Here is a 21,199-nt window from a genome sequence, read left to right on the forward strand (position 1 = left end):
TTATGCCGTCAAACCCGGACTATGAAATAATGAAAGGAAAGTGTGACCATTTCCGGGAATCGGTGTCTAAGTAAGAGAAGAGAGGTGAAGGGATGTCTGCAGAACAATGGTTCGACGAGCATGCGGACGCCGTCTACAGCTACATCCTCATACAGGTGCGGAATCCGCATATTGCAGAGGAGCTGACACAGGAGACATTCGTGAAAGTAGTGGAGAACGCCAGTCAATTCGAGGGACGGTCCGCTGTCAGGACATGGATCTTCCGGATCGCCTATACAACGGCCATGAACCACTTCCGCCAGAAACAGCCGCTGCTCCATTATCTGGGGACCGACTTCGGTCTGTTTGGCACGCATCCATCCTCCGAAGAGGCCGTAATGCTGAGTGAACAAGAAGCGGCGTTCTATGAAGCGCTCTGCAAACTGAAGAAGAATCAGCAGCAGGTGATCCTGCTGCGGCACATCCAGGGATTTTCAACGAAAGACACGGCGGCCATCCTTGACAGTTCGGAAAGCAAAGTAAAGATGACGCTGAAGCGTGCATTGGACGCATTCAAGACGGAACTCGAGAAAGGGGGCATGTCCCGTGACACGTTACACAGACGATGAACTGAACCGGGAGCTTGAAAACCTGCGGAAACCGTTTGAGCCAACGCCCGCCCGGAAACGTGCCATGCGCCAGGCGGTGTTCTCAGCGAAGCAGCCAAGTCCTGCGAAGCGTATCCTGCATTGGCAGCCGCTGTTGGTCTCCTTCATCCTGCTGATCGGAATCATCTCAGCAACCACCGTGCTGATCGGCAAGCCGGGTGCCTCCGTCAATGGGTGGTTCGCAAAAGACGTCACCGACTCGTGGTCAGGCATGATTATGGAACAGACGAGCCGGAACGATGTGATCAGTTACTATATTGTGTTCCAGGAAAACAACCTGCATATCGAGAATACAAATGTCAGCGAGACGTTCATGGGGAACGTCAATATCACGCAGGCGGAAGCGGAGAAAATGGCGGAAGAGCACCAGGCGAAACTCGCCAAATTGACGATGCAGCCAGGCGACTATCCGGACTACACCGTCAAAAAGAAAAACGATCTGTACACGATCACCATACCAGGGGAAAACGGCTTTTCCTACACACTGGAAAAGACCGCACCGCGGCAATTCACCGGAGAGGATGGCATCACATACAGCGTCAACAACTACACAGAGTGAAACTGACTGGGCGGACACCGAAAAAGGAGGTGTCCGTTTTCAATAGTTTCGGATATCGAATCCTAAAGAAAAGATAGATATCGGAATATTGCGTGCTATAATCATATTAAGAATAGGAATGATCTGGTAAGACTGTGCGGCAGTTTCCGCCGTGGATGATAGACCGGAAAACGTCAGGAGGGGTCACCCGATGAAGATAATTGTTCTGGTACTAGCTAGTGCTGCATTGGCACTGGGCATCTGGAGCCTGGTCAGCCATAGTGCTATTGTGATGAAGTCCATGGAACTGGCAATCGGCCTGATGTTTGCGGCACTGGCCGTCCAATCATTCCGGCAAGGCCAAAAGGTGACAGGGGGACTGCTCGCAGCAGCGGGCTGCTTTATCCTCACGACCGTTGTCTATATGTATTTTTGATTCTTGACCATATTCAATAAGAAGACAGACTGCTGTCAAACCAGACACAGGAGCCGGTTCAGCCGATGGAAGCGGAAGGCACCGGCCTTCCGCAGCAAACTAAGAAGGAAGTGATGGAATGAAACTGCTGGCATGTATCGCAGCGGCCGTCCTGTTAGGGATCCTGGCGGCGGCTGACCCGGTCGGTGCCTATGTGGCAGGCGTCATCGTCCTCGCCATCCTCTTCCGGACCTGCCTATATATCAGGGACCTCCATACCGAACTAGTCCCGAAACGGATCCTGAAGGCCGACAAAGTCCAGGCTGCGTATGACCGGTATCTCCAAGAACGTGAACAGGGGAACCAAGAGGCCCGACCGAGAAATTGAAATGCAGCTGTTCATAGAGAGGAAGGAATGTATTATGAAAGTTTTCCTGATCACCTTTGCAGCTGTCTACCTGATCCTGTCCCTTCCTGCTTTCCTCACAGCGGGCTATGTCATCGACTGGATCCCCGAAGCCGGTCTCTGGCAGAAGGTGCGGGCCTATACCGCAGAAGGCTTTGCCGCAGGCGCCATCTGGAAAACGGCTGTCGCCAGCTTGGCGGCACTGATGCTGTCAATCCGCTCCTGGGAACGCCGGACGATAAGATGAGCGGGCCTAGCTGACCTGCCGGGTTGAAACCAACTGCAGACGAAATCGGTATATGAACAGAACATCTAGAAAACAGCAGAACGCTTTGCAGGAAAGGAAGGAACACACATGGCATCCCAATTATTCGGCACAATCATCCTCGTGCTCGCCGGCTTGTTCGTGCTCTATCTCGTCATCTTCAAAGCCGTCAAGGACGGCATCAACCGCTCGGTCTTAGGTCAGCAAGAGGAACAGCCGCAGCAGCCGGCGAAACCCTCATGGTTGGATAAAGATCTGGATAACTGAATGAAATCTAAGGATTGAGAGGGGGCTCAGAGAATGGTGAATCTAATGGTCACCGGCATCATTTTCATACTGATCATTGTAGTATTCATATCTCTCGCCAAAAATTTCGCCAGACTGAGCGCCGAACAGACCATCCGCGCACGCAAACTGGAGGACGTCGACCGAAAGCTGGACAAGACTTTGGAGTTGTTGGAAGAGAAACAGGCAGAGGATCGGCAAGCGTGAAGACTGGCCATTTAAAACGAGCCATGTTGCTGTGTCTGCTGCTGATCGGGGGACTGGCGGCCTGCCAGGCGAACGAGCCCGAGGTGAAAACCTGTAAAAACGTAACGGAATCCTTGAAAGAACAAGGGCTGCCCCTAAAAGAAAGCGGAGGAGTCTGGGGCAGTCATGTCTTCGGCATGAAACTGAACAAGGTGCGGCCCGATGTCTATGAACTGGAGAAAAAAAGCTCAACCTCTATATCTATCCTTCCCCGGACGCACGTGAAAAAGGGCTGGCCGACTGGCAGGATGAGACGGCCACTATGGACATAGTCAGCCATCAACTATACGAATCCCAAAACGTGTTGCTGTTCTATGTCTATGAAGACGCGTATATAGATGAAGAAATCGACCGGAAGATCCGAATGGCTTTGGAGGCCGAATAAGACAGATGATTTGTTGACAAGAATGAGAGTCAGCTGCCTGTGCGCCAAACTTACATGTTTAGTAAAGCATTCAAGATAGTCTCTTGCACTCTCCAAGACCAAATAAAAGCCGCTGCATGGAGGTGGATGGATGTTCAATGTAATTGTGCTGCTTCTTTTTATTCTGGCTATGTATTTTGTACTGCTTCGAGAAAGAAAAGCTGTCAAAATTCCGGTCCTTGCATATTACGTCTTGCTTTCTGCTGTATTCCTCTACGGATTGTCGAGTATTTCGGAAAAATATCGGATATATGAAGGGCCGGTTCTGGAGGGAGGCTTCCAGAAACTGAATGAGTGGGTCGGGATCTTCGCGTATCTGTACATTGTCCCGGCGCTCGTGCTGGCTGCATATGTGGCGTTCAAATTAGTGAGACGGCAATTCAGCGGAACAAAGCAGATAGCCTTTGCCTATGCGGCATCGCTTCTTCTGCTGCTTCTGATCGGTGTAATTTCGCTGTTCATGTTCACATTGATTTTTTACGGGTTTGCTCCTTGATCATGTGTTTTGGGAATGTAAATAACGATACACTCGACCAGGGGATGATCGGTTAACAGCTCTCCCGCATGATATTGGGAGAGCTGACTGCAACTTATATGGAACCTCGTGAATGTCCGCAGTAGAGGGAGGAAATTATGAAGCCAGAAGTAATGATCGTAGGCGTATACCATTTTGGAGAAACAGCAGATCTGACGAAGGTTGACCAAAAGAGCATGGAGACGTTAACCGCCGAATCGCAAGAAGTCGTGGAGGCGCTGATTCGGTTTAACCCAACCCGGCTGGCAGTGGAAGCCGTTCCGGAGAACAGAGGGTCCCTGAATGAGCGCTATGCCAAGTATCAAGCAGGTGATACAACTCTTGAAAAGAACGAAATCGACCTGATCGGATTCCCATTAGCGAAACAGGCCGGATAGAGGAGATTTCCTGTGTGGACTGGATGGGTGACGTTTCGGAATATGCCGAATTAGGCGAAGTGCTGCAATATGCGGAGGCATATGAACCTGCGCGCTATCAGCATCTCATGTCGCACTACATCCAGCCGATGCAGCGTAGAGTGGGCGAGCTTGCAGAAATCTCCTAACTCGAAGCCTTTCGGCGATTGAATGATCCGCAAACTGTCCAGGAAATGCATGAAGTCTATATGGAATTCGCCATGATAGGCCAGGAGAAAAACTACTATGCAACCGATTGGTTAACCTGGTGGTATAAGCGAAACCTGATTATCTATACAAATTTACGCAGATTAATGACAGGTCCACAAGACCGAGTGCTGCTATTGGTCGGAAGCGGCCACGTTCACCTCGTAAAGCAATTTCTAGCAGAGTCCGACGTTTGTGATGTGGTGGATGCGAATAAGTATTTATCGTTAAGTCGATTCGACTGAATATCGGCGAGTCGTGAACAATGTTTGATGCACTGACACCAAACCCTTGGACACCGAGAACGGAATGGGTCCTGTCATATGCGCGGCATAATATAGAGAAAAGTCGGGAGGTTCCTATGGATGTGATTGATGGCGGTTTAAGTTTAGTGTATTTCCTTGTAGTTGTTTACTTGATTACAAGGGTTGCGAATTTCATGAAACAGACACGGGATAAGTTAGACGAGATGGACAGAAAACTGGAAGAGATCAAGGTGGTTGTAGACGAAAGAACCTCGGAACGATGATAGAAAGCTTGACTCCTCCATTCCAGCACGTGATGTCACGAAATTTGTTTTCTGGCTGCCTGCGCAATGAATGACCGGGTTGTTTTGTCACAATCAAAACTGGAAAGAGCAGGTGATTTGCTTGTTTAAGGCGACTGTATTTTTGATACATGGATTGCTCTTTCTAGCGGTATTTCTCCTGGGAATCGGTCCGAACTTCAGCATTGCTGCTCCCGATCCGGATCCGGCCCCTGTGCTGTCTGTTGGCTGGGCGATCCTGATTATTTCATTTATGGCACTCGTGTTCTTCTCTGCCTTTGTCCAGCTAAAAGTGAAAAAAGTTTGGGTGTTGTTAGTATCCATCATAGGACTGCTTGCATTTTTTGTTCTTGCTTTACTCTATATCTATCCTTTTGTTATGAACTTCTTTACAGATATACCTAGGTAAGCCGCGATCGGTGACACGAGGATATCGCAAGTCATAGATGAATTGAATTCAGTTATAGAGAAGGGGGATGCGCTTATGGGGACCACCCGAAAGAAAATGGGGGTCAGCCAACGGATCATGATAGGGCTTATCAGTTTGGCCATCCTGTTTTATGCACTTCACGCAACACCGACTCTAGCCGTGAGAACTTGTGTGTTTTACTTGGGTCATCCGGTGGCTGCGCTTACTTCCGGGATTGAGGAAGAAACGGATGCTGTGTATATGACGCTGACAGACCCGCCGTTTGAAACAGCTACCGGAAGCGACTTGGATAGATACGAAGTGAGACAATATGGAGTCATTTACATTGCCAGGTTTGCAGGCGGTCTTCAATGACGGAGAAGGCCGCAGACATTTTATATTGACGCAGGAAGGGGCTAACTAACTTGAAAAATGACAAAGGACAAATACGGGCGGGCTGGCTGATATTGCTGGCGCTCGTCGCCATGCTGATCGCCCAGCAGATATTTTCGCTGCCCGGCGCCATGCTGTTATTCCTATATGAACTGCCTGCATTGACCAGCTCAGTGGAGATTGACATCCTGCAGGCATACGACGGGCACCCGTGGCTCTATGTGCTGACGCAGGGCGGGGCGGTTGTCGGCAGTATCGTCGTCACGTATATCTTCTGGCGGTTTGTAAACAAAGGGTCGCTCCGCAGTCTCGGGTTCCGCTGGTCGTTTGCGGATTTCGCCTATGGCCTGTTTCTCGGTGCTGCTTCAATCACCGTCATTTTCCTGCTGCTGCTCGCGACAGGGAATGTCTCGATGGTCAATTCGTTCAGCGCTCCGGCATTCAGCGCCTATACCGTCGCTTTCCTGGTCATGTACATTCTCGTCGGGCTGTCGGAAGAGATGTTCTTCCGGGGCTATGTCATGTCGACGATGCTGAGCCGCGGCAATCCAAAGTGGGCGGTCTATCTCGTGTCCGCGGTCGTCTTCAGCTTGGCGCACGGCTTGAACCCGAACGTCAGCTGGCTCGGCCTGCTGAACATCGTGTTCGTGGGCGTCCTATTCGCGTATATGTTTCTTGAAACGGACAATCTGTGGCTGCCGATCGGCTACCATATGACGTGGAACTATTTCCAGGGGAACGTGTTCGGCTTCGCGGTCAGTGGCACGACGCCGAACGGTATTTACAATGTCTCGATCGAGGGCGGCAATGCCTGGCTCACGGGCGGCGCTTTCGGACTCGAAGGCGGTCTGGCTGCGACGCTGCTGATCCTGATCGGGTTTGCAGCGACTTGGGTGTATGGCAGGAAGAAAAGGATGAGTGCTCGGCCTGCTGCACGCGTGGAGTCGGATTTGTAAAGGAGCGGAAGCTGAATGACAGAGAAACAGGCAGCGAAACATGCGGAATGGCGGGAAACGTATGGTCCGTTCGCAGTGGCGCTGGGCTGTTTGTACACCGCTACGAGGAACTGGGGGACGCATTGGGGCTGGACGGTCTTCTTCGGGTTCGGTGTCATTATCTGCGGGACCATGGGGTTCTTTACTATAAGGAGTGCGTGGCGGAAGAAGAAGGGGAGGGCCTCCTGAATAAGGTACCTCCGGGTCACCCGCATTACGCAGCATGGAAAGCTGACGCTCAAGAAAGGTGCCTGTGCAGCAAACAATCGTGTTTGTTTGAACTTTCATGATTGTCGCCCAGGTATCTAAAGGAAGGAGGATATCCTTGAAGAGCATACATATTCTGAGTCAGTTCGGATTTGACATAGAGAGTGAACAAGAAAGCATTTATCCCTTTTCACCTGTGTACAGAATAGAGGACTTTATCGTCAAGCGAACGCAGTCGCCAAAAGAGAAGGCAGATCGGCTAGTGCAGTATACCGCTCACCTGGAAGCGGCAGGCATTCCGGTTGTCACGCCTGTGAATTTATCGACAGAAAATCCGCAGTGTGGCGGGAATGACTGTTATGTGTGTTATCCATACATCGAAGGGACAGCTTACGTGGGAACGGACCAGGAAATCATTCAGGCAGGCAGGCTGCTCGGGCAGATCCACCGGCTTTCTTCTCCCGACAATAAATTCCAACTCCCTGTATATGATGTGTTCGATTTCTATGACCACGAAGTGGAAGAACATTTGAGGAAGATTAAGAAATTGGCCGATCGCTATGAAGTGAATCTGGATTGCGCAAGGTTGGAGACGCTTTTGTATCAAGCGGTCAGCCGGCAGGAAGTGTTGAAGGCCAGTCCATTGAAGTGGGTGGAAACCCCGCATGATTACAAAGCGAATAATCTGGTGTACCAGGAGACACCCGTCCTGATCGACCCGGACAACGCTGCGTGGATTCCCCGGATTTTCGATTTGGCATTGGCACTTCTGTTATTCCACAATGAGCATGCGTCGGCTCCACATCGCGCCTTCACGCCGAGGGAATGGCAGCTCTTTTTGGCGGGGTACCTTACGTACCAGTCACTGACAGAAGCAGAAATCGAAACATGGCACGATGCGGTGCTGCACGTGTTTCTTGACGAAGTCATGTGGCTCATGGCGGAAGTCGAAGAGGATTGGCAGAGGCCGGAACAGCGGGCGCTCTTTGTGAGTGTGACGAACGTGATTGCTGAACTGGATGCGTACTCCTTGGCGGCACTCCGAAGACAAACAGGTCGATAGATGAAGAGAGGCGATTGGCGAAATGGGGATCACGGAACAATCTGTTGTTGAGGTGCTGGAGCAATTCGGCCTGCAGGGGACTGTCTCCTCTATAAAACCGTTCATTGACTATCACAGCGAAGCTGACAAGGAAGTTAAAACCATCGCCAAAGTGGGCTTCAAAGACCGGGCGCCCCTTGTGGTGAAATTCTTGAAGGAACCGGAACATCCTCCCTCGGTAATCGAGTCGCAAAGTGTATTTTCGGAGTATTTGAGAAACTGCGGAATCAGGACGGCACAGCGATATGAGAAGAACGGAACATACTGCTTGCCGTATCAATGGGATGGACTCGATCTCACCGTAACAATCGAAGAGTATCTTGGGGAGGAAATCAAAGCAATCGACTTTCCACTCGCCAGAAATATCGGGCAGCTGCTGGGGAAGATCCACACGGTCTCCGAAGAAGGCGGCTGTCGGATCGGCAAGGAGACGATCTTCAACTTCCTCGGCTACAACGAAGTCAGTGGTTACGACACGTTTCGTAAAATGAGCACTATCAGGGAACTGGATCCTCTGTTGTTTGAACGCATCAAAGGAATCTACGAAGAAAAACGGGAAGCCGTCCAACGGCTCTGGAACTTACTGCCCCGGGCGGCAACCCAAGGGGATATCTCCATCAATAATCTGACGGTCGCTGACGGGACAATGGGTATCTTCGATTACAATATTGCGGGAGACGCCACACTCGTTGGGGACATGGTGCTGCAAGGATTGTTGACGGCAAACGAAATGCCTCTGGCAGAAGGTATATTGGAAGAAAGCCGACCTGACCTGTTCCGAGTGTTCTGCGAAGGCTATTGTTCAGAACGGGCATTGACGAAAGAAGAGAGAATGGCTGCGGAATGCATGTATTCCGTAGCGTCGGCCTTTTGGTTCACAGACATCCGCTATGATGACGATTCCCTTGAACAGCTCAGGGCTCGCGGAGAAAACGAGCGAGCAGAGCGTAAGCTGCAAGGCATCTATGATTCGTTGCAGCAGGACTGCCCGAAGTATTTTAATTCGGGGAATAGTGGTGAGTTCAAAAAGAGAGTGAAAAACACTTAAGAAGGTGATGCAATTGGCGGCAATCGAAGATTTTTTGAAACTGGATATCCGTGTGGGCACCGTGCTGCAGGCGGCTCCTTTTCCGGAAGCGCGAAAACCTGCGATCAAGCTGGACATCGACTTCGGGGAACTCGGCATTAAACAGTCCTCAGCTCAAATCACGAAACGATATGAACCGGATCAGCTCATTGGCACACAAGTCGTCGCTGTCGTGAATTTCCCGCCGAGACGCATTGCCGGCTTCAAATCCGAAGTTCTGGTGATCGGGGGCGTACCGGGTGAGGATGACGTCGTGCTGCTGCGGCCCGATCAGCCGGTTGCCAACGGGACGGTGATTTCCTGAAATCGGCTGTATAGCAGCAGGAAGGAAGCCCGCCCGCTCAGTGTCAGGGCACCCATTAAAACAACGAATCGGAGGCATGCACTCATGGGGATGTTGAATCTCATTTCTTCCTGTACTGTCTAATCAGTCAAACTATGGGAGGGACTTATAATGAACATCAACGAAGCGCAACTATTCTATAAAACGCAATTCGACCTGTACGGAAAAGATATCAACTATCCCGAGCTGGACGAAGGGTTGGCAGCCGAGGTCGTCGAGCAGATGGGCCGGCCGTTCACGTCCGTCCTGGAACTCGGGGCAGGCAAAGGCAATCTCGCCCGATGCCTGGCAGGACGCGGAAAGTCGGTGACGACGGTGGAACTTGTGCCGGAGATGGTGGAATACGCCCGGCAGCTTCATACACTCGGAGTCACCTCATTATGCGGCAGCTTTTACGATATCGAATTGCCTCGTCAGTTCGATGCGGTGCTGTATATGGACGGCTTCGGTGTCGGGACCGACGCGGAACAGCTTCAGCTGCTCCGGCGAATCTGCGACTGGCTGCATAATGATGGCGCGGCCTTGATCGATATCTATCAGCCCGCGTACTGGCAGCGGACGAGCGGCAGAACGATGACGTTACCGGGGGATGTGTCGCGGACGTATGGGTACGACGAGGCGCTCGACAGAATGACGGACACGTGGTGGTCGACGGATCGTCCCGACGAAAAAATGACCCAATCGCTGGCCTGCTATTTGCCGGATGACATCCATGACTTGTGCAAGCAGGCGGACTTGGAGATCGTTGCCTATTTCCCAGGTGGCGCAATGGATTTTGAAGCATGGGAGTATCACGAAGTCGCCAGTCTGGCGGAGTGTCTGAGCTATCGGATAAAAGTCGTGAAGGTATAAGGGCAGACAGGCTGTGAGACGGACATTGAGGGACCGAAGTCTGGTCCATCGGAGTCTTCCAGGACACGCAGGGAAAGTGAAGACGTGCTTTTCCTGCGTGTCCTTTTTGTCGATTGTTACTTGACGCAGGTTCTGGGAAAAGATAGATAATCGATGAGGGCATGTTATAATTGTTAAAAGTATTCTGTAATTTAAGAGGGGGGATCGTCATGATCCGAGCTTATCAGGAATCAGATATAGACACCGTGGCGGACATTTGGTACAACGGGTCCCTGCAAGCCCATCATTTTATCGATCCCGACTACTGGACTTCGAAAATCAGGGAGATGAAAGAAATCTATATTCCGCTGTCGGAGACACACGTATTCCTATCATCCGCCGCTGTGATCGGGTTCGTTTCCATGGTCGACAATTATCTGGCTGCGCTCTTCGTTGATCCTGCCTTTCAGAATAATGGTGCAGGCAGGCAGCTGCTGGACTTTGAAAAAGGGCGCCGGCCTGAAATCCAGCTGAAGGTCTATAAGGAAAACAAGGAAGCGGTCCGTTTTTATGAGAAGAACAGCTTCCGTATACAAGGGATGGAAGTCGACGAACAAACCGGCCAGGAGGAATATGTAATGGAATGGAGAAAGTGAAACCCATGTAGGATCTACCTGATGGAAATGGTCTCTTCACATGGGCTATTGAAATACTAGGATCTGCTGGAAGGAGGCGATGCCATGGATTTCCTCACTCAAAAATTAGTGTACATTGCGCTGTTCATCTTCATCATCCATTCCATTGAAACCCTGGCGTATGCAGTCCGCTTGTCCGGGGCAAGGGTTCGGCTGATTGCGTCTGCCTTGTCACTCTTCAACATCATGGTCATGGTATCGCGCCTCGCGAATATGATGCAGCAGCCGTTCACAGGCAGTCTGATCGACACGGCGCCGAGCGAGCATGCACAGGAGTTCGTGGCGACGCAGTTCCGGTTCCTGATCGGGGCTTCCACTGTCGGAACGCTGTTCGGTATGCTGCTGCTCCCAACGTTCATCGCGCTCTTTTCCCGCGCGATCATCCACTTGTCGGAAGAGCGGGGATCCATCCCTTCTTTGGCGAAGAGGATATTTTCCCTGCAATACATACGGCGGGGCACCACTCATTTCAGCCTGCCGAAGTTTTCCTATTTACGGGATACGAAGATGAAAGACATCCCGATCCGCCTATTCGTCATCAATATGCTCATCACCGGTATCTATACGATCGGGGTGCTCTCTGCACTGTACGCCGCCTTGCTCGCACCTGAACGAGCCTCGACAGCCATCATGGCATCCGGGCTGATCAACGGATTGGCGACCATCCTATTAGTCATCTTCGTCGATCCTAAAGTATCCGTCGTGGCAGACGACGTCGTGAATGGAAGAGGAAACTACCAGACGCTCAAAAATATCTCCATCATGATGGTGTCCTCCAGACTCCTCGGGACACTGCTCGCCCAGCTCTTGTTCATCCCAGGGGCAAAATACATCTCATGGTTCACCCAGTTTATCGTCTGATGGATGATAGTAAGGAATTGTTGCTTGCAGTCGTTGCAAGTAGGTAACAAATTAGCTGTCTAGTGAGCGAAAGGTTCGGTTGAACAAATTATTCAGGAGGCGGTTACATGGCATTCCCAACACATATCGTCGCGGTCGGCGGCTTGGTGGAAGACGATAACGAGAATGTACTCATGGTGAAAACTATACACGGTGGTTGGGTCTTCCCGGGAGGCCAAGTGGAAGTGGGAGAAAACCTATTGGATGCACTTATAAGAGAAATTAAAGAAGAAAGCGGAATAGACGTAGCTGTGTCGCGCCTGATTGGTGTCTATTCTAATTCCGGTATGTATAAATGGTACGATGGCAAAACAGACGTACCTACGAAAGTGATGATGGATTTTGTCTGTACCCCGATAGGAGGCCAACTGACTACTTCAGAGGAAACAACGGATTGTAGGTGGGTGCCGCGTGATGAGGTTCTTCACATGATTCAAGCACCGGCAATTCAACATCGTTATCAGGCTTATTTAGACGTCCCTAACGAAGTGGTCTACACCGAGTACTTGACGAAGCCTGAGTTTGCCATTTTACAAAAACAATCTATATGAAGCGAGTTGTCTATATATAGTTACAGGTCACTGAGGAGGGATATAGTTGCACGTGAAAGGGCTCAATCATTTTTTATTTTCTGTGTCTGATTTAGATCGGTCCATTGAGTTTTACCAAGACGTGTTCGAAGCCAAGTTGCTGGCGAAGGGTCGTACCACTGCTTATTTTGACTTGAGCGGTATGTGGCTTGCGCTGAACGTGGAGGCGCATATCCCGCGTAACGAAATACGACAATCCTATACGCATATTGCTTTTACAGTCGATGAATCAGAACTCGAAAGCCTTTATTTGAAATTGGAGAAGATAGGCGTATCGATACTAAATGGACGACCAAGGGATGAGCGGGATAAAAAATCCATTTATTTTACGGACCCGGATGGCCATAAGTTTGAATTTCACACGGGAACATTGGAAGATCGCTTGTCTTATTACCGTGAGGAAAAGGCGCACATGGAATTTTATGATTGATCCAAACGGGCAAAAGGAGGGTGGTCAATGGAGTTTGTGAACATCGAGGGCATGCCGGATACGCAAACCGTGCAAAAGATGTTACGGATCCACGAGCAGATCTTCCGTGACTCGGAAAACCTATTGAACAAAGCACGTTCAAAACCGAATCTGTTGTTTACGCTGGCACTGGAAAACGATGAAGTCACCGGTTACAAAATCGGATACAAACTGGACGACGCGACGTTTTACAGCTGGCTCGGGGGTGTAGGGGAAGCGTATCGAGGGAGAGGAATTGCTTCCGGACTTATGAGACATCAACATCACTTCCTGGTGGAAAAGGGATATAGCGTGGTGCGAACGAAAACAATGAACAAATGGCGCTCTATGCTGATCCTGAATCTCAAACAAGGCTTTGACATCACAGGCATCTGCGCTGACAAGAATGGGGAGATCAAAATCATATTGGAAAAGAGACTGTACCCGATGTCGGTCCAAATGGAGGGAGCCTATGAAAATTAGAGAAGCTGTGCTGGCGGATGCTCCAGGAATCGCACAAGTCCATGTGGACAGTTGGAGAACTACCTACAGCGGTATCATTCCATCCCAGTACTTAGCGAATTTGTCATACGAGAAACGAACGGATCTATGGAAGAGGAACATAGCAAGGGCAGACAACTTTGTAGTCGGGGCGGAAACCAATGAAGGGAAGATCATCGGTTTTGCCGATGCGCTTGAGAGAGAAACCAACACTGTGGACCATTCCAGTGATCTGACCTCGATTTATCTTCTGAAAGAGTATCAGAGGTTGGGAACTGGCAAAAAACTGATGAACGAGTTGTTTCACCATTTTACACAGATGGAGGTTAGCAAAGTGTTCGTTGAAGTATTGGAAGCGAATCCAACACGTTTCTTCTACGAGTACTATGGTGCGGAATTAGTGGAAACTCTTCAGATGGAAATTGGCGGAGTAACGCTAACGGAACTGGTCTATGAATGGGATGACTTAGAAGATGTGTTAGCGAGACTGTAAGTTGTCTCTTAATAGATAGGTGTACTGATAGTATTCAAATGGGTGATATTGCTTGAGGGAGCCCGAGCGGAGGGAGGAAATTATGAAACTAACAGTGATGGTTGTAGGCGTATACCATTTTGGAGAAACGGCAGATCTGACGAAAGTAGAACCGAAGAGCATGGAGACGTTAACCGCCGAATCCCACGAAGTCGTTCAGGCGCTGAGCCGATTCAATCCCACCCGGCTGGCAGTCGAAGCCGTCCCGGAGAATCAGGTGATACTGAATGAGCGCTTTGCCAAGTATCAAGCAGGTGATACAACTCTTGAAAAGAACGAAATCGACCTGATCGGATTTCCATTGGCGAAGCAGGCGGGAATTGAGGAGATTTCCTGTGTGGACTGGATGGGTGACGTGACGGAGTATGCTGAGTTGGGCGACGTGCTGCAATATGCTGAGGAGCACGAACCGGAGCGTTACCAGCATTTAATGACGCGCTACCTCGAACCCATGCAGCACGACGCATCCGAGATGGCGACCCTATCTGTTCTTGAAGCCTTCCGGCGATTGAATGATCCGCAAGCTGTCCGGGATCTGCATGAAGTCTATATGGAGTTAGCTATGATCGGTAAGGAAAAAGACTACTATGCAACGGATTGGTTAACCTGGTGGTATAAACGGAACCTGATTATCTATACAAACTTACGAAGGTTGATGACCGACCCACAAGACCGCGTGCTGCTGTTGGTCGGAGGCGGCCATGTCCATCTCGTCAAGCAATTTTTAGCGGAGTCCGGTGTTTGCGAAGTAGTGGATGCAAGTGAGTATTTCTTATGAACCTGATTGGACTGTGTGTCAGCAAATAGGGGATTATCAACCCCCATACATAGAACGGATAAAAATGGTCAGCGGACAGCCACTTTCTGGCCAGACGGTTAACTAAGTGACCGGGGAGAGAATGATACATGGAGACGTTCCAATGGATAGCCTTGGTGCTGATATGGGTAGTACCTGCGCTGCTGTCGTATCAGTCGTACAGAAGACTGCAGAAAGAGGAACATGAAGAACTCAAACAGGAGATTGGAAGTCCTTTGATCTTTTTCACGTACATCCCGTTCGTGATCGGAGTGCTTCTGTTTCTTTCGGGATCGGAAGCGGTGACAGGTCTCAAGGCAGTACAGGATGCAGGCATGGCCAATGCGTTCTTTGGCTGGATCGTCTTGTGGATCGGAAACGTAGTCACAAAAGCAGAAAGTGCGGCCAGGAGTCTCTCCATGATTGCTGTAGGCACACTTGTTTTAATTGCCTATGTTCACTTTCTTTGAAGAGATGGCGCAAAAAACGGTTCAGTACGTTCATCCGTAAGCCGATAGTTATCATGTAAATGAAAAGAGGTGAAAATCATGGGGAAATATCAATTGGATTCAAAAGGCAGACAGGCCGTTTCAAAGTATCATGAAAAACGCAAACCCGATCAATTCGATAAACAGCAGCATCTCGATAAACTGCGGACCGCGTATCTGGAGAAAAAGCGGAAACAGGCCGACGAAACGTCTGAGTGAGCTGCATAGGCTGACAGCAGAATAGATGCTTTGCAGCCAAGCCATCGTGTTTACTTGAACTTTCATGACCTAGAACGAGGCGGGGCTGCCCCGCTAAATTGGAGGCGGCAGGATGGATTCGATCAACAGCACATGGAATCTGGGCGATATTATTTTCACCGTACTGATTTTCATAGCATTCGCAGCATTGGCGAGGGGATTCATCCTCTGGCGGATTGCGCGCAGGCACCGGAACCGGGAAGACGGACGGTGAGGACGGAATTTTCAAGTTGTAATTGATTAATCGGAAGGCATTACGCTTCTGCTACTGGAAAGGATGAGCCCGATGCCGCGTTCACCATTCGGCCAGCCAAGTCAGCCATACACATTCGCCGAGCGGCTGCTGTTCCCGCGGACCCGTCTGCATTCCGGCAGGCTTGCGGAGGAACTGTACGGGAAGACGGTGCTGATTACCGGCGCCAGTTCAGGGATCGGTGAACAGATGGCGTATTTGCTTGGGGAGCTGCCGGTGCATCTGATTTTGGTCGCCCGGCGTACGGATCGTCTGCTCGCGGTGCAGCAAAGACTGGAAGACGGCCCAGCAACGGTGACGGTGGTGACCGCCGATCTGCGCGCACCCGACGAACTGGACCGGCTGGTTGATGTCCTCCTTGCGCTGCCGAGGGGACTGGATGTTTTCATCTCGAATGCCGGCCTGTCCATCAACCGGACACTCGCGGCGTCCCTGGATCGGTTCCACGATTTCGAACGGACGATGGCCATCAATTACTTTGTCCCCGTCCGGCTGCTGCTGGCGCTTGTGCCCCTCCTGCAGCAAAATCAGGGGCAGATCATCAATATGTCGACCATCAACGCCCGGCTGCTGCCGATGCCGGACTGGGCGGCCTATCAGGCTTCGAAGACAGCGTTTGACAGCTGGCTGCGGTCGTCGTCCGCCGAGCTGCGGCAGTCCGGCATTTCGGTCACGACCTTCTATCTGCCGCTCGTCCGGACGGAGATGATCCGGCCGACTGCTGCGTATGATCGGATGCCGGCGATGTGTCCGGCAGAGGCGGCGAAACAGATTGCGCGCTCTTTGTATACGAAACGGAAAACCTGGCATCCGTGGTGGCTGCCGGCAGGGGAACTGGCGTCGGTCCTGTTCAGGCGGCCGATTGAACACGGACTGGAACGGAGAAGGAGGACACGCGATGCCGATCGGTAAACTGGTACGGCTGCTGCAGGAGATGGGGGTGCTGAACGTTTCAGGGGCTACCGGGTTGTCCTCAGCAGTTGCCCGGCATGGGGTGAATCTGATGGTGCTGCTGGAATTCGCAGCCCGGTTGCATGGGGATACCCCGGCATTGATCGATGAGGAAGGAACGGTCAGCTATAGCGAGCTGCACCGACGCAGTGAAGGAACTGCCATGCGCCTGCAGGAGGAATTCGGCATCGGCTGTGGTCAGAAAGTCGCCTTCCTCTGCCGGAACCGGACCTCTCTCGTGACCGCGCTGTTCGCTGCTTCACGCCTGGGGGCGGATGTGTATCTTCTGAATCCGGATATGGGACATACGCAGTTGGCATTGCTGCTGGAACGCCACCGGTTCGATCTGCTGATCCATGACCAAGATTCGGAGCGGCTGGCCGATCTGCTGCCCAATCCGAAACCTGCCGCCGTTCCGATCATGGTCTGCATGCCGGCAAGTGATCGATTTCCCGCGAGGCGGCCGTGGAAACGGATGGCGGCCGGCCGTCTTGTGCTGCTGACAGGCGGGACGACCGGACTTCCGAAAGCCGTTCCTCATCAGCCGTCCCTCTTCAATTATATCGATCCCTATCTGAGCCTCCTGAAGACGATGGAGCTGGCGCGGCGCAGCAATGTCCTGATTGCTACACCCCTCTGTCATGGCTATGGACTGGCCATTCTCCTGTCGTTCGCAGCGCTTGGCAAAACGATCGTATTGAGCTGCGAATCTGGGACGGAACAGCTGAGCGCACTGATCCGCACCCATAGCGTCGAAGTGGTCACTGTCGTCCCGGTGATCGCCGAACGATTGCTGGCTCACGAGAAAGACAATCTGCGGTCACTGAGGTGCATCGCGTCCGGCGGGGCGCCGCTCCATCCGAAACTCGCGCGGGACATCAATGCGGCACTCGGTCCGGTCCTGTTCAATTTGTATGGCACATCCGAAACAGGGCTCGCCTGTATGGCGACCCCGCAAGAGCTGGCAATCGCTCCCGGAGCCGTCGGCAGGAAGGTCGCGGGCGGCCGGCTGAAACTGGTCGATCCGTCCGGGAACGAAGTCCGTACAGGTGAAACAGGACAGATCTGCATGTCCAGCAGCTGGTCGATGGCCGGCAGGAAGTCCAAATGGATAGAAACCGGTGACATGGGCTATCTGGATGAGCACGGATTGCTGCATGTGTACGGTCGGGTCGATGACATGATCGTATCTGGCGGCGAGAATGTCCACCCATCTGAGCTGGAGACCCTGCTCCGCACCCATCCGCTTATCCGGGACACTGCAGTGGTCGGGGTCCCGGATGCCGAGTTCGGCCAGCGCCTTTGCGCGGTGATCGACCCGCTTTCCGATACACTCACAACAGCAGCTGTCACCGCCTGGCTGACGGACAGAGCCGCCCGCTATCAGATGCCGAAAACGATCATCTTCCGCCAGATTCCATACACTTCCCTCGGGAAGCCGGATAAGAAGCGGCTGCGGCAGGAGATGGATTGCAATTTTGAGATTTGCCCCAATAATTATGAGACGGAAACAGTCTTTAGGTAAATTAAAAAAGTAACTATCCTCCGCAAACGACCAAGTATGCAGAGTGGTTACTCTCTTAAATAAGCTCTTGTCATACCTATCAATGCGAAAAAATCTTGAACCGAATTATTATATCCCAAGATTGTAGACAACAGTTACAATAATTCCCGCCCGGCGCTTGCAAGATCGACTGTGGCATGGCGGTTTTCCGCAGTGATTTGGGATACCAATCCCTCAAGGGAGTACTTTCTCTTGGGGTTTTTCGTTGCCAGCGTAATTGTGTTTTCATCGTCCCTAACCTGTAACTCGAGTTCAGAGCCTGCTTCTATCCCGATCCGCTCTGCGGCTTCTATTGTATTATTTCTATTTCCGTACATATATACGTTGCTGGTCAATTTGATACGGACTGCAGCAAAGTATTGTTTGCAGACCGGAGAACTAGAACCGCTAGAGCTACAAAGGTCAACCTGGTATCCAATGATGACAAGTGTTTGCCGAATTTACTTCCAGGCAATAGTAGTAGGGACCGACACAATACGGATAGGACGAAAAACACTAGGAGTGAACGAAATGAAACAAGTACCGGAAACGAAAGTCAAACTGACCGATGTGAAAGACTTGATGGAAAAAGGCTATGACCTGTTAGGGGAGCTGCGCGAGGACGTTGGGGCGCCTGTCGTGAAAGCGAAGTTCCTGACGGAGGAAATTACGGCAATCTACGGGGAGGCGGCGGCTCGTCAGTTCTATGACCCGGCGAACTTCAAACGCGAAGGGGCGATGCCGAAACCGGTGCTGAAAACGCTGTTCGGTGAAGGCGGTGTCCAGACGCTGGACGGCGAGGCCCACCACCACCGGAAACATTATTTCATGGACCTCATGACACCCGAGCGGATGGATGACTATCATGACATCCTGGCACGGCATCTGACGGCGGCGCTCGATCGGCAGCATGGCGAATTCGAGCTGTTCGAGTTGGCCAATAAAGTGCTGTTCACCGCCATCTGCGAATGGGCAGGCATCAATCTGGATACGTACGATGCCGAAACGGTGGACAAGCTGGCGGAAAACCAGATCGCCATGATCAGCGGAGCAGTGACGTCGCCGATCGATCATCTTAAAGGGATCAAAGACCGCAACAAATCGGAGAAGTGGGCGAAGGATCTGATCGAAGAAGCGCGAAAGCATCCGGTGCCCGGAAAAGAGAACTATGCGCTGTATACGTTTGCGAATGCGACGGATCTGGATGGAGAGCTACTGCCGGTGGACGTGGCGGCGGTCGAGCTGCTCAACATCATCCGGCCGACAGTCGCGCTGACGGTTTGGATGGCGCTGATGGGGCATGCCCTGTTTGCGGGAGAGGACATCTATAAAGAGCTGCAGGCGGATTTCGACCGGCTGCAGGATCCGTTCATCCAAGAGATGAGGCGCTTCTACCCATTCTTCCCGATGCTGCCGGCAGTCGCAGTCCGGGACGTGGAAGTGGATGGGTACGTGATCCCGGAAGACAGCTGGGTGGTGCTCGATCTCTACGGTACGAACCACGACGCGCGTACCATCGACGCACCGGATGAGTTCCGGATCGACCGGTATGCCGGCCGGGCCGAAGAGATTTCGTATGAGGAACAATACGAAATGATCGCGCAGGGCGGCGGTTCGTTCCGGGACATGCACCGCTGTGCCGGCGAATGGATCACCCTTCACAGCATGCGGGCCTTCTCGGACCAGCTGGTGAACAAGTACAGCTTCAAGGTACCTGAACAGGATTGGACCATCCCGATGGACCAGTTTCCGACGTACCCGAACAGCAAGGCCCTGTTATTCAAAGAGTGATGTGTACGCGTACGAATCGGCAGCCTGCCGGTTCGTGCGCGTTTTCTTATGGGCATGCATATTCTTTTTTGGAAAAAGATAGATAGCAACTGGAATCGTGTTACAATAGTGTCAAATGATTTTCTGGAAAACTTCTGTTACCAGATGACAGAACAATGAAACAATATCCAATCTCCGGACGTAAGGAAAGTATACGGATGGAATATGGTACAGGAAAGGAGCCATCTGCGTTTTATGAAATATGTAATAGGATTATTTGCAGTGTTCGCTGCTTCGGTGTTCGTCAATTTAGTAAGTGAATTTGTCCTGAATGGGGCATACTCGGCCATTGCAAGCTGGCTGATTGTCATGCTGTTCCTGCTCGGCGTCGTATTTTTCGCAAACGCCCGTTACTTCCTTGGAAAGGAAGAGACCCGTCACTGAACCGGAGAGGAGTACCCGACTATGAATCCGAAACCCGACAAACTGGCGGCTGCCTACCAGAGTACGTTCGACAGATTGGCGGTCTACCTGCTGGCGGTCTTCCTGTCGCCTTTGCTGTTCGGCGCCTGCATTGCGCTCTATTCGTTATTGGTGTTTGACGACTCCTGGAGTTTCGGGCCGACCGCTTTGGTGACGGCGGTGTATTCCCTGCCGTTCTTTCTGTTCCTTGCGCTGCCCGTCGCCCTGTTCATTGACTTCTCTCCGAAGACCAGGCAGCGATCCCGCAAGATGAAAATCCCTTTCTATGCCGGTGCCGGCTGTCTGGCCGGACTCCTCGGTGCGGTCATATTCGGTGAATTGTTTTCCGGAATCGACTTAGGGATCTATGGGATCGTGGGCGGCCTGTCGTATTTCGGTGTATTGGAATTGTTCAAGCTGATCTTTCATAAATGAAGAAGCAGCGGGCAAGATGAAACACATCGAGTCCCAGATTTGAGAGGTGATTATCCTGTCACAAGAAAAGAAATCACTAGCACTTGCCAAGCTGATTCCGCTTTACTTGGTTATCTTCACCGTCTGTTATTCGGGGACGATGCTGCTGAAGTATGTGACTCACGGTGAAATGACCTGGGTCCGCACAGCTGTCCTCATGCTCGTCATCAGCAGTCTCGTTGTGATCCTGAATCGGTTGCCGGGCAAATCGGCGGACCGCAAGTAGTTTGTTGAAAGTGCATAACTGAAAAGGCGGTGGGT

General features: G+C 51.5%; 36 protein-coding genes and 1 pseudogene. All 37 read left to right on the forward strand.

The window, feature by feature from the left end; translation table 11 throughout:
- Nucleotides 1–92: 92 nt before the first annotated feature.
- The 37 genes and pseudogenes from QWT68_RS14740 (at nt 93) to QWT68_RS14915 (ending at nt 21,164) form a co-directional block, all read left to right on the forward strand.
- Nucleotides 93–608 (forward strand): RNA polymerase sigma factor, encoded by a 516-nt coding sequence (locus tag QWT68_RS14740; RefSeq protein ID WP_290148755.1) that lies wholly within the window; start codon nt 93–95, stop codon nt 606–608.
- Nucleotides 586–1,206: a hypothetical protein gene (locus QWT68_RS14745; protein WP_290148756.1), complete on the forward strand. Its 621-nt coding sequence runs from the start codon at nt 586–588 to the stop codon at nt 1,204–1,206. Before QWT68_RS14740 ends, QWT68_RS14745 begins: the two co-directional genes overlap by 23 nt.
- A gap of 190 nt (nt 1,207–1,396) precedes the next feature.
- On the forward strand, nt 1,397–1,621 hold the full coding sequence (locus tag QWT68_RS14750; RefSeq protein ID WP_290148757.1) for a hypothetical protein: 225 nt from the start codon (nt 1,397–1,399) through the stop codon (nt 1,619–1,621).
- A gap of 118 nt (nt 1,622–1,739) precedes the next feature.
- Complete coding sequence (locus QWT68_RS14755) at nt 1,740–1,988, forward strand: hypothetical protein (RefSeq protein WP_290148758.1); 249 nt, start codon at nt 1,740–1,742, stop codon at nt 1,986–1,988.
- Between the two features lie 34 nt (nt 1,989–2,022).
- Nucleotides 2,023–2,253, forward strand: a complete 231-nt coding sequence (locus QWT68_RS14760; RefSeq protein ID WP_290148759.1) for a hypothetical protein — start codon at nt 2,023–2,025, stop codon at nt 2,251–2,253.
- 108 nt (nt 2,254–2,361) lie between these two features.
- The gene (locus QWT68_RS14765; protein ID WP_290148760.1) at nt 2,362–2,538 is read left to right on the forward strand and encodes a hypothetical protein; all 177 of its coding nucleotides are present in this window, start codon (nt 2,362–2,364) and stop codon (nt 2,536–2,538) included.
- A 33-nt stretch (nt 2,539–2,571) separates the two neighbouring features.
- Nucleotides 2,572–2,763: a hypothetical protein gene (locus tag QWT68_RS14770; protein ID WP_290148761.1), complete on the forward strand. Its 192-nt coding sequence runs from the start codon at nt 2,572–2,574 to the stop codon at nt 2,761–2,763.
- A gap of 301 nt (nt 2,764–3,064) precedes the next feature.
- On the forward strand, nt 3,065–3,187 hold the full coding sequence (locus QWT68_RS14775) for a hypothetical protein (protein WP_290148762.1): 123 nt from the start codon (nt 3,065–3,067) through the stop codon (nt 3,185–3,187).
- Between the two features lie 130 nt (nt 3,188–3,317).
- Nucleotides 3,318–3,722 carry a hypothetical protein gene (locus tag QWT68_RS14780; protein WP_290148763.1) on the forward strand — a complete coding sequence of 135 codons (405 nt, stop codon included), beginning with the start codon at nt 3,318–3,320 and terminating at the stop codon, nt 3,720–3,722.
- Between the two features lie 137 nt (nt 3,723–3,859).
- Entirely contained in the window at nt 3,860–4,138 is a 279-nt protein-coding gene (locus QWT68_RS14785; RefSeq protein WP_290148764.1) for a DUF5694 domain-containing protein, read from the forward strand.
- 14 nt (nt 4,139–4,152) lie between these two features.
- The gene (locus QWT68_RS14790; protein ID WP_290148765.1) at nt 4,153–4,305 is read left to right on the forward strand and encodes a hypothetical protein; all 153 of its coding nucleotides are present in this window, start codon (nt 4,153–4,155) and stop codon (nt 4,303–4,305) included.
- A gap of 15 nt (nt 4,306–4,320) precedes the next feature.
- Nucleotides 4,321–4,608 (forward strand): annotated as a pseudogene (locus tag QWT68_RS15620) (DUF5694 domain-containing protein); the annotation flags it as partial.
- 116 nt (nt 4,609–4,724) lie between these two features.
- Nucleotides 4,725–4,892, forward strand: coding sequence for a hypothetical protein (locus QWT68_RS14795; protein WP_290148766.1), 168 nt, complete (start codon nt 4,725–4,727; stop codon nt 4,890–4,892).
- Between the two features lie 121 nt (nt 4,893–5,013).
- Nucleotides 5,014–5,319 (forward strand): hypothetical protein, encoded by a 306-nt coding sequence (locus QWT68_RS14800; RefSeq protein WP_290148767.1) that lies wholly within the window; start codon nt 5,014–5,016, stop codon nt 5,317–5,319.
- Nucleotides 5,320–5,394: 75 nt separating this feature from the next.
- The gene (locus QWT68_RS14805) at nt 5,395–5,694 is read left to right on the forward strand and encodes a hypothetical protein (RefSeq protein WP_290148768.1); all 300 of its coding nucleotides are present in this window, start codon (nt 5,395–5,397) and stop codon (nt 5,692–5,694) included.
- A 50-nt stretch (nt 5,695–5,744) separates the two neighbouring features.
- A complete protein-coding gene (locus QWT68_RS14810; RefSeq protein ID WP_290148769.1) occupies nt 5,745–6,668 on the forward strand; it encodes a CPBP family intramembrane glutamic endopeptidase in 924 nt (307 codons plus the stop codon).
- 15 nt (nt 6,669–6,683) lie between these two features.
- The gene (locus tag QWT68_RS14815; protein WP_290148770.1) at nt 6,684–6,896 is read left to right on the forward strand and encodes a hypothetical protein; all 213 of its coding nucleotides are present in this window, start codon (nt 6,684–6,686) and stop codon (nt 6,894–6,896) included.
- A gap of 97 nt (nt 6,897–6,993) precedes the next feature.
- Entirely contained in the window at nt 6,994–7,977 is a 984-nt protein-coding gene (locus QWT68_RS14820) for a phosphotransferase (RefSeq protein ID WP_290148771.1), read from the forward strand.
- A gap of 22 nt (nt 7,978–7,999) precedes the next feature.
- Nucleotides 8,000–9,064, forward strand: a complete 1,065-nt coding sequence (locus QWT68_RS14825) for a phosphotransferase enzyme family protein (RefSeq protein ID WP_290148772.1) — start codon at nt 8,000–8,002, stop codon at nt 9,062–9,064.
- Nucleotides 9,065–9,077: 13 nt separating this feature from the next.
- On the forward strand, nt 9,078–9,407 hold the full coding sequence (gene csaA, locus QWT68_RS14830) for a chaperone CsaA (RefSeq protein WP_290148773.1): 330 nt from the start codon (nt 9,078–9,080) through the stop codon (nt 9,405–9,407).
- 150 nt (nt 9,408–9,557) lie between these two features.
- Nucleotides 9,558–10,298 (forward strand): class I SAM-dependent methyltransferase, encoded by a 741-nt coding sequence (locus QWT68_RS14835; protein ID WP_290148774.1) that lies wholly within the window; start codon nt 9,558–9,560, stop codon nt 10,296–10,298.
- A 209-nt stretch (nt 10,299–10,507) separates the two neighbouring features.
- On the forward strand, nt 10,508–10,933 hold the full coding sequence (locus tag QWT68_RS14840) for an N-acetyltransferase (protein ID WP_290148775.1): 426 nt from the start codon (nt 10,508–10,510) through the stop codon (nt 10,931–10,933).
- An 84-nt stretch (nt 10,934–11,017) separates the two neighbouring features.
- Nucleotides 11,018–11,833, forward strand: coding sequence for a lipid II flippase Amj family protein (locus tag QWT68_RS14845; protein WP_290148776.1), 816 nt, complete (start codon nt 11,018–11,020; stop codon nt 11,831–11,833).
- A gap of 107 nt (nt 11,834–11,940) precedes the next feature.
- Nucleotides 11,941–12,423 (forward strand): NUDIX hydrolase, encoded by a 483-nt coding sequence (locus QWT68_RS14850; protein WP_290148777.1) that lies wholly within the window; start codon nt 11,941–11,943, stop codon nt 12,421–12,423.
- Nucleotides 12,424–12,469: 46 nt separating this feature from the next.
- Nucleotides 12,470–12,892 carry a FosM family fosfomycin resistance protein gene (fosM, locus tag QWT68_RS14855; RefSeq protein WP_290148778.1) on the forward strand — a complete coding sequence of 141 codons (423 nt, stop codon included), beginning with the start codon at nt 12,470–12,472 and terminating at the stop codon, nt 12,890–12,892.
- A 27-nt stretch (nt 12,893–12,919) separates the two neighbouring features.
- A complete protein-coding gene (locus QWT68_RS14860) occupies nt 12,920–13,393 on the forward strand; it encodes a GNAT family N-acetyltransferase (RefSeq protein ID WP_290148779.1) in 474 nt (157 codons plus the stop codon).
- On the forward strand, nt 13,383–13,904 hold the full coding sequence (locus QWT68_RS14865) for a GNAT family N-acetyltransferase (protein ID WP_290148780.1): 522 nt from the start codon (nt 13,383–13,385) through the stop codon (nt 13,902–13,904). Before QWT68_RS14860 ends, QWT68_RS14865 begins: the two co-directional genes overlap by 11 nt.
- Nucleotides 13,905–13,986: 82 nt before the next feature.
- Complete coding sequence (locus tag QWT68_RS14870) at nt 13,987–14,721, forward strand: DUF5694 domain-containing protein (protein WP_290148781.1); 735 nt, start codon at nt 13,987–13,989, stop codon at nt 14,719–14,721.
- A gap of 128 nt (nt 14,722–14,849) precedes the next feature.
- Complete coding sequence (locus QWT68_RS14875; RefSeq protein WP_290148782.1) at nt 14,850–15,209, forward strand: hypothetical protein; 360 nt, start codon at nt 14,850–14,852, stop codon at nt 15,207–15,209.
- Between the two features lie 78 nt (nt 15,210–15,287).
- Nucleotides 15,288–15,446 (forward strand): hypothetical protein, encoded by a 159-nt coding sequence (locus tag QWT68_RS14880; protein ID WP_290148783.1) that lies wholly within the window; start codon nt 15,288–15,290, stop codon nt 15,444–15,446.
- A gap of 112 nt (nt 15,447–15,558) precedes the next feature.
- The gene (locus QWT68_RS14885) at nt 15,559–15,699 is read left to right on the forward strand and encodes a hypothetical protein (protein WP_179860722.1); all 141 of its coding nucleotides are present in this window, start codon (nt 15,559–15,561) and stop codon (nt 15,697–15,699) included.
- A 72-nt stretch (nt 15,700–15,771) separates the two neighbouring features.
- Nucleotides 15,772–16,650, forward strand: a complete 879-nt coding sequence (locus QWT68_RS14890) for an SDR family NAD(P)-dependent oxidoreductase (protein WP_290148784.1) — start codon at nt 15,772–15,774, stop codon at nt 16,648–16,650.
- Nucleotides 16,637–18,214 (forward strand): AMP-binding protein, encoded by a 1,578-nt coding sequence (locus tag QWT68_RS14895; protein WP_290148785.1) that lies wholly within the window; start codon nt 16,637–16,639, stop codon nt 18,212–18,214. Before QWT68_RS14890 ends, QWT68_RS14895 begins: the two co-directional genes overlap by 14 nt.
- Before the next feature lie 549 nt (nt 18,215–18,763).
- Complete coding sequence (locus tag QWT68_RS14900; RefSeq protein WP_290148786.1) at nt 18,764–20,023, forward strand: cytochrome P450; 1,260 nt, start codon at nt 18,764–18,766, stop codon at nt 20,021–20,023.
- Between the two features lie 234 nt (nt 20,024–20,257).
- Entirely contained in the window at nt 20,258–20,446 is a 189-nt protein-coding gene (locus QWT68_RS14905) for a hypothetical protein (protein WP_040285057.1), read from the forward strand.
- 21 nt (nt 20,447–20,467) lie between these two features.
- Nucleotides 20,468–20,899 carry a hypothetical protein gene (locus tag QWT68_RS14910; protein WP_290148787.1) on the forward strand — a complete coding sequence of 144 codons (432 nt, stop codon included), beginning with the start codon at nt 20,468–20,470 and terminating at the stop codon, nt 20,897–20,899.
- Between the two features lie 46 nt (nt 20,900–20,945).
- Entirely contained in the window at nt 20,946–21,164 is a 219-nt protein-coding gene (locus QWT68_RS14915) for a hypothetical protein (protein ID WP_290148788.1), read from the forward strand.
- Nucleotides 21,165–21,199: the final 35 nt, after the last annotated feature.

Source organism: Sporosarcina trichiuri (assembly GCF_030406775.1).
In the GTDB taxonomy this organism is placed as follows: domain Bacteria; phylum Bacillota; class Bacilli; order Bacillales_A; family Planococcaceae; genus Sporosarcina; species Sporosarcina trichiuri.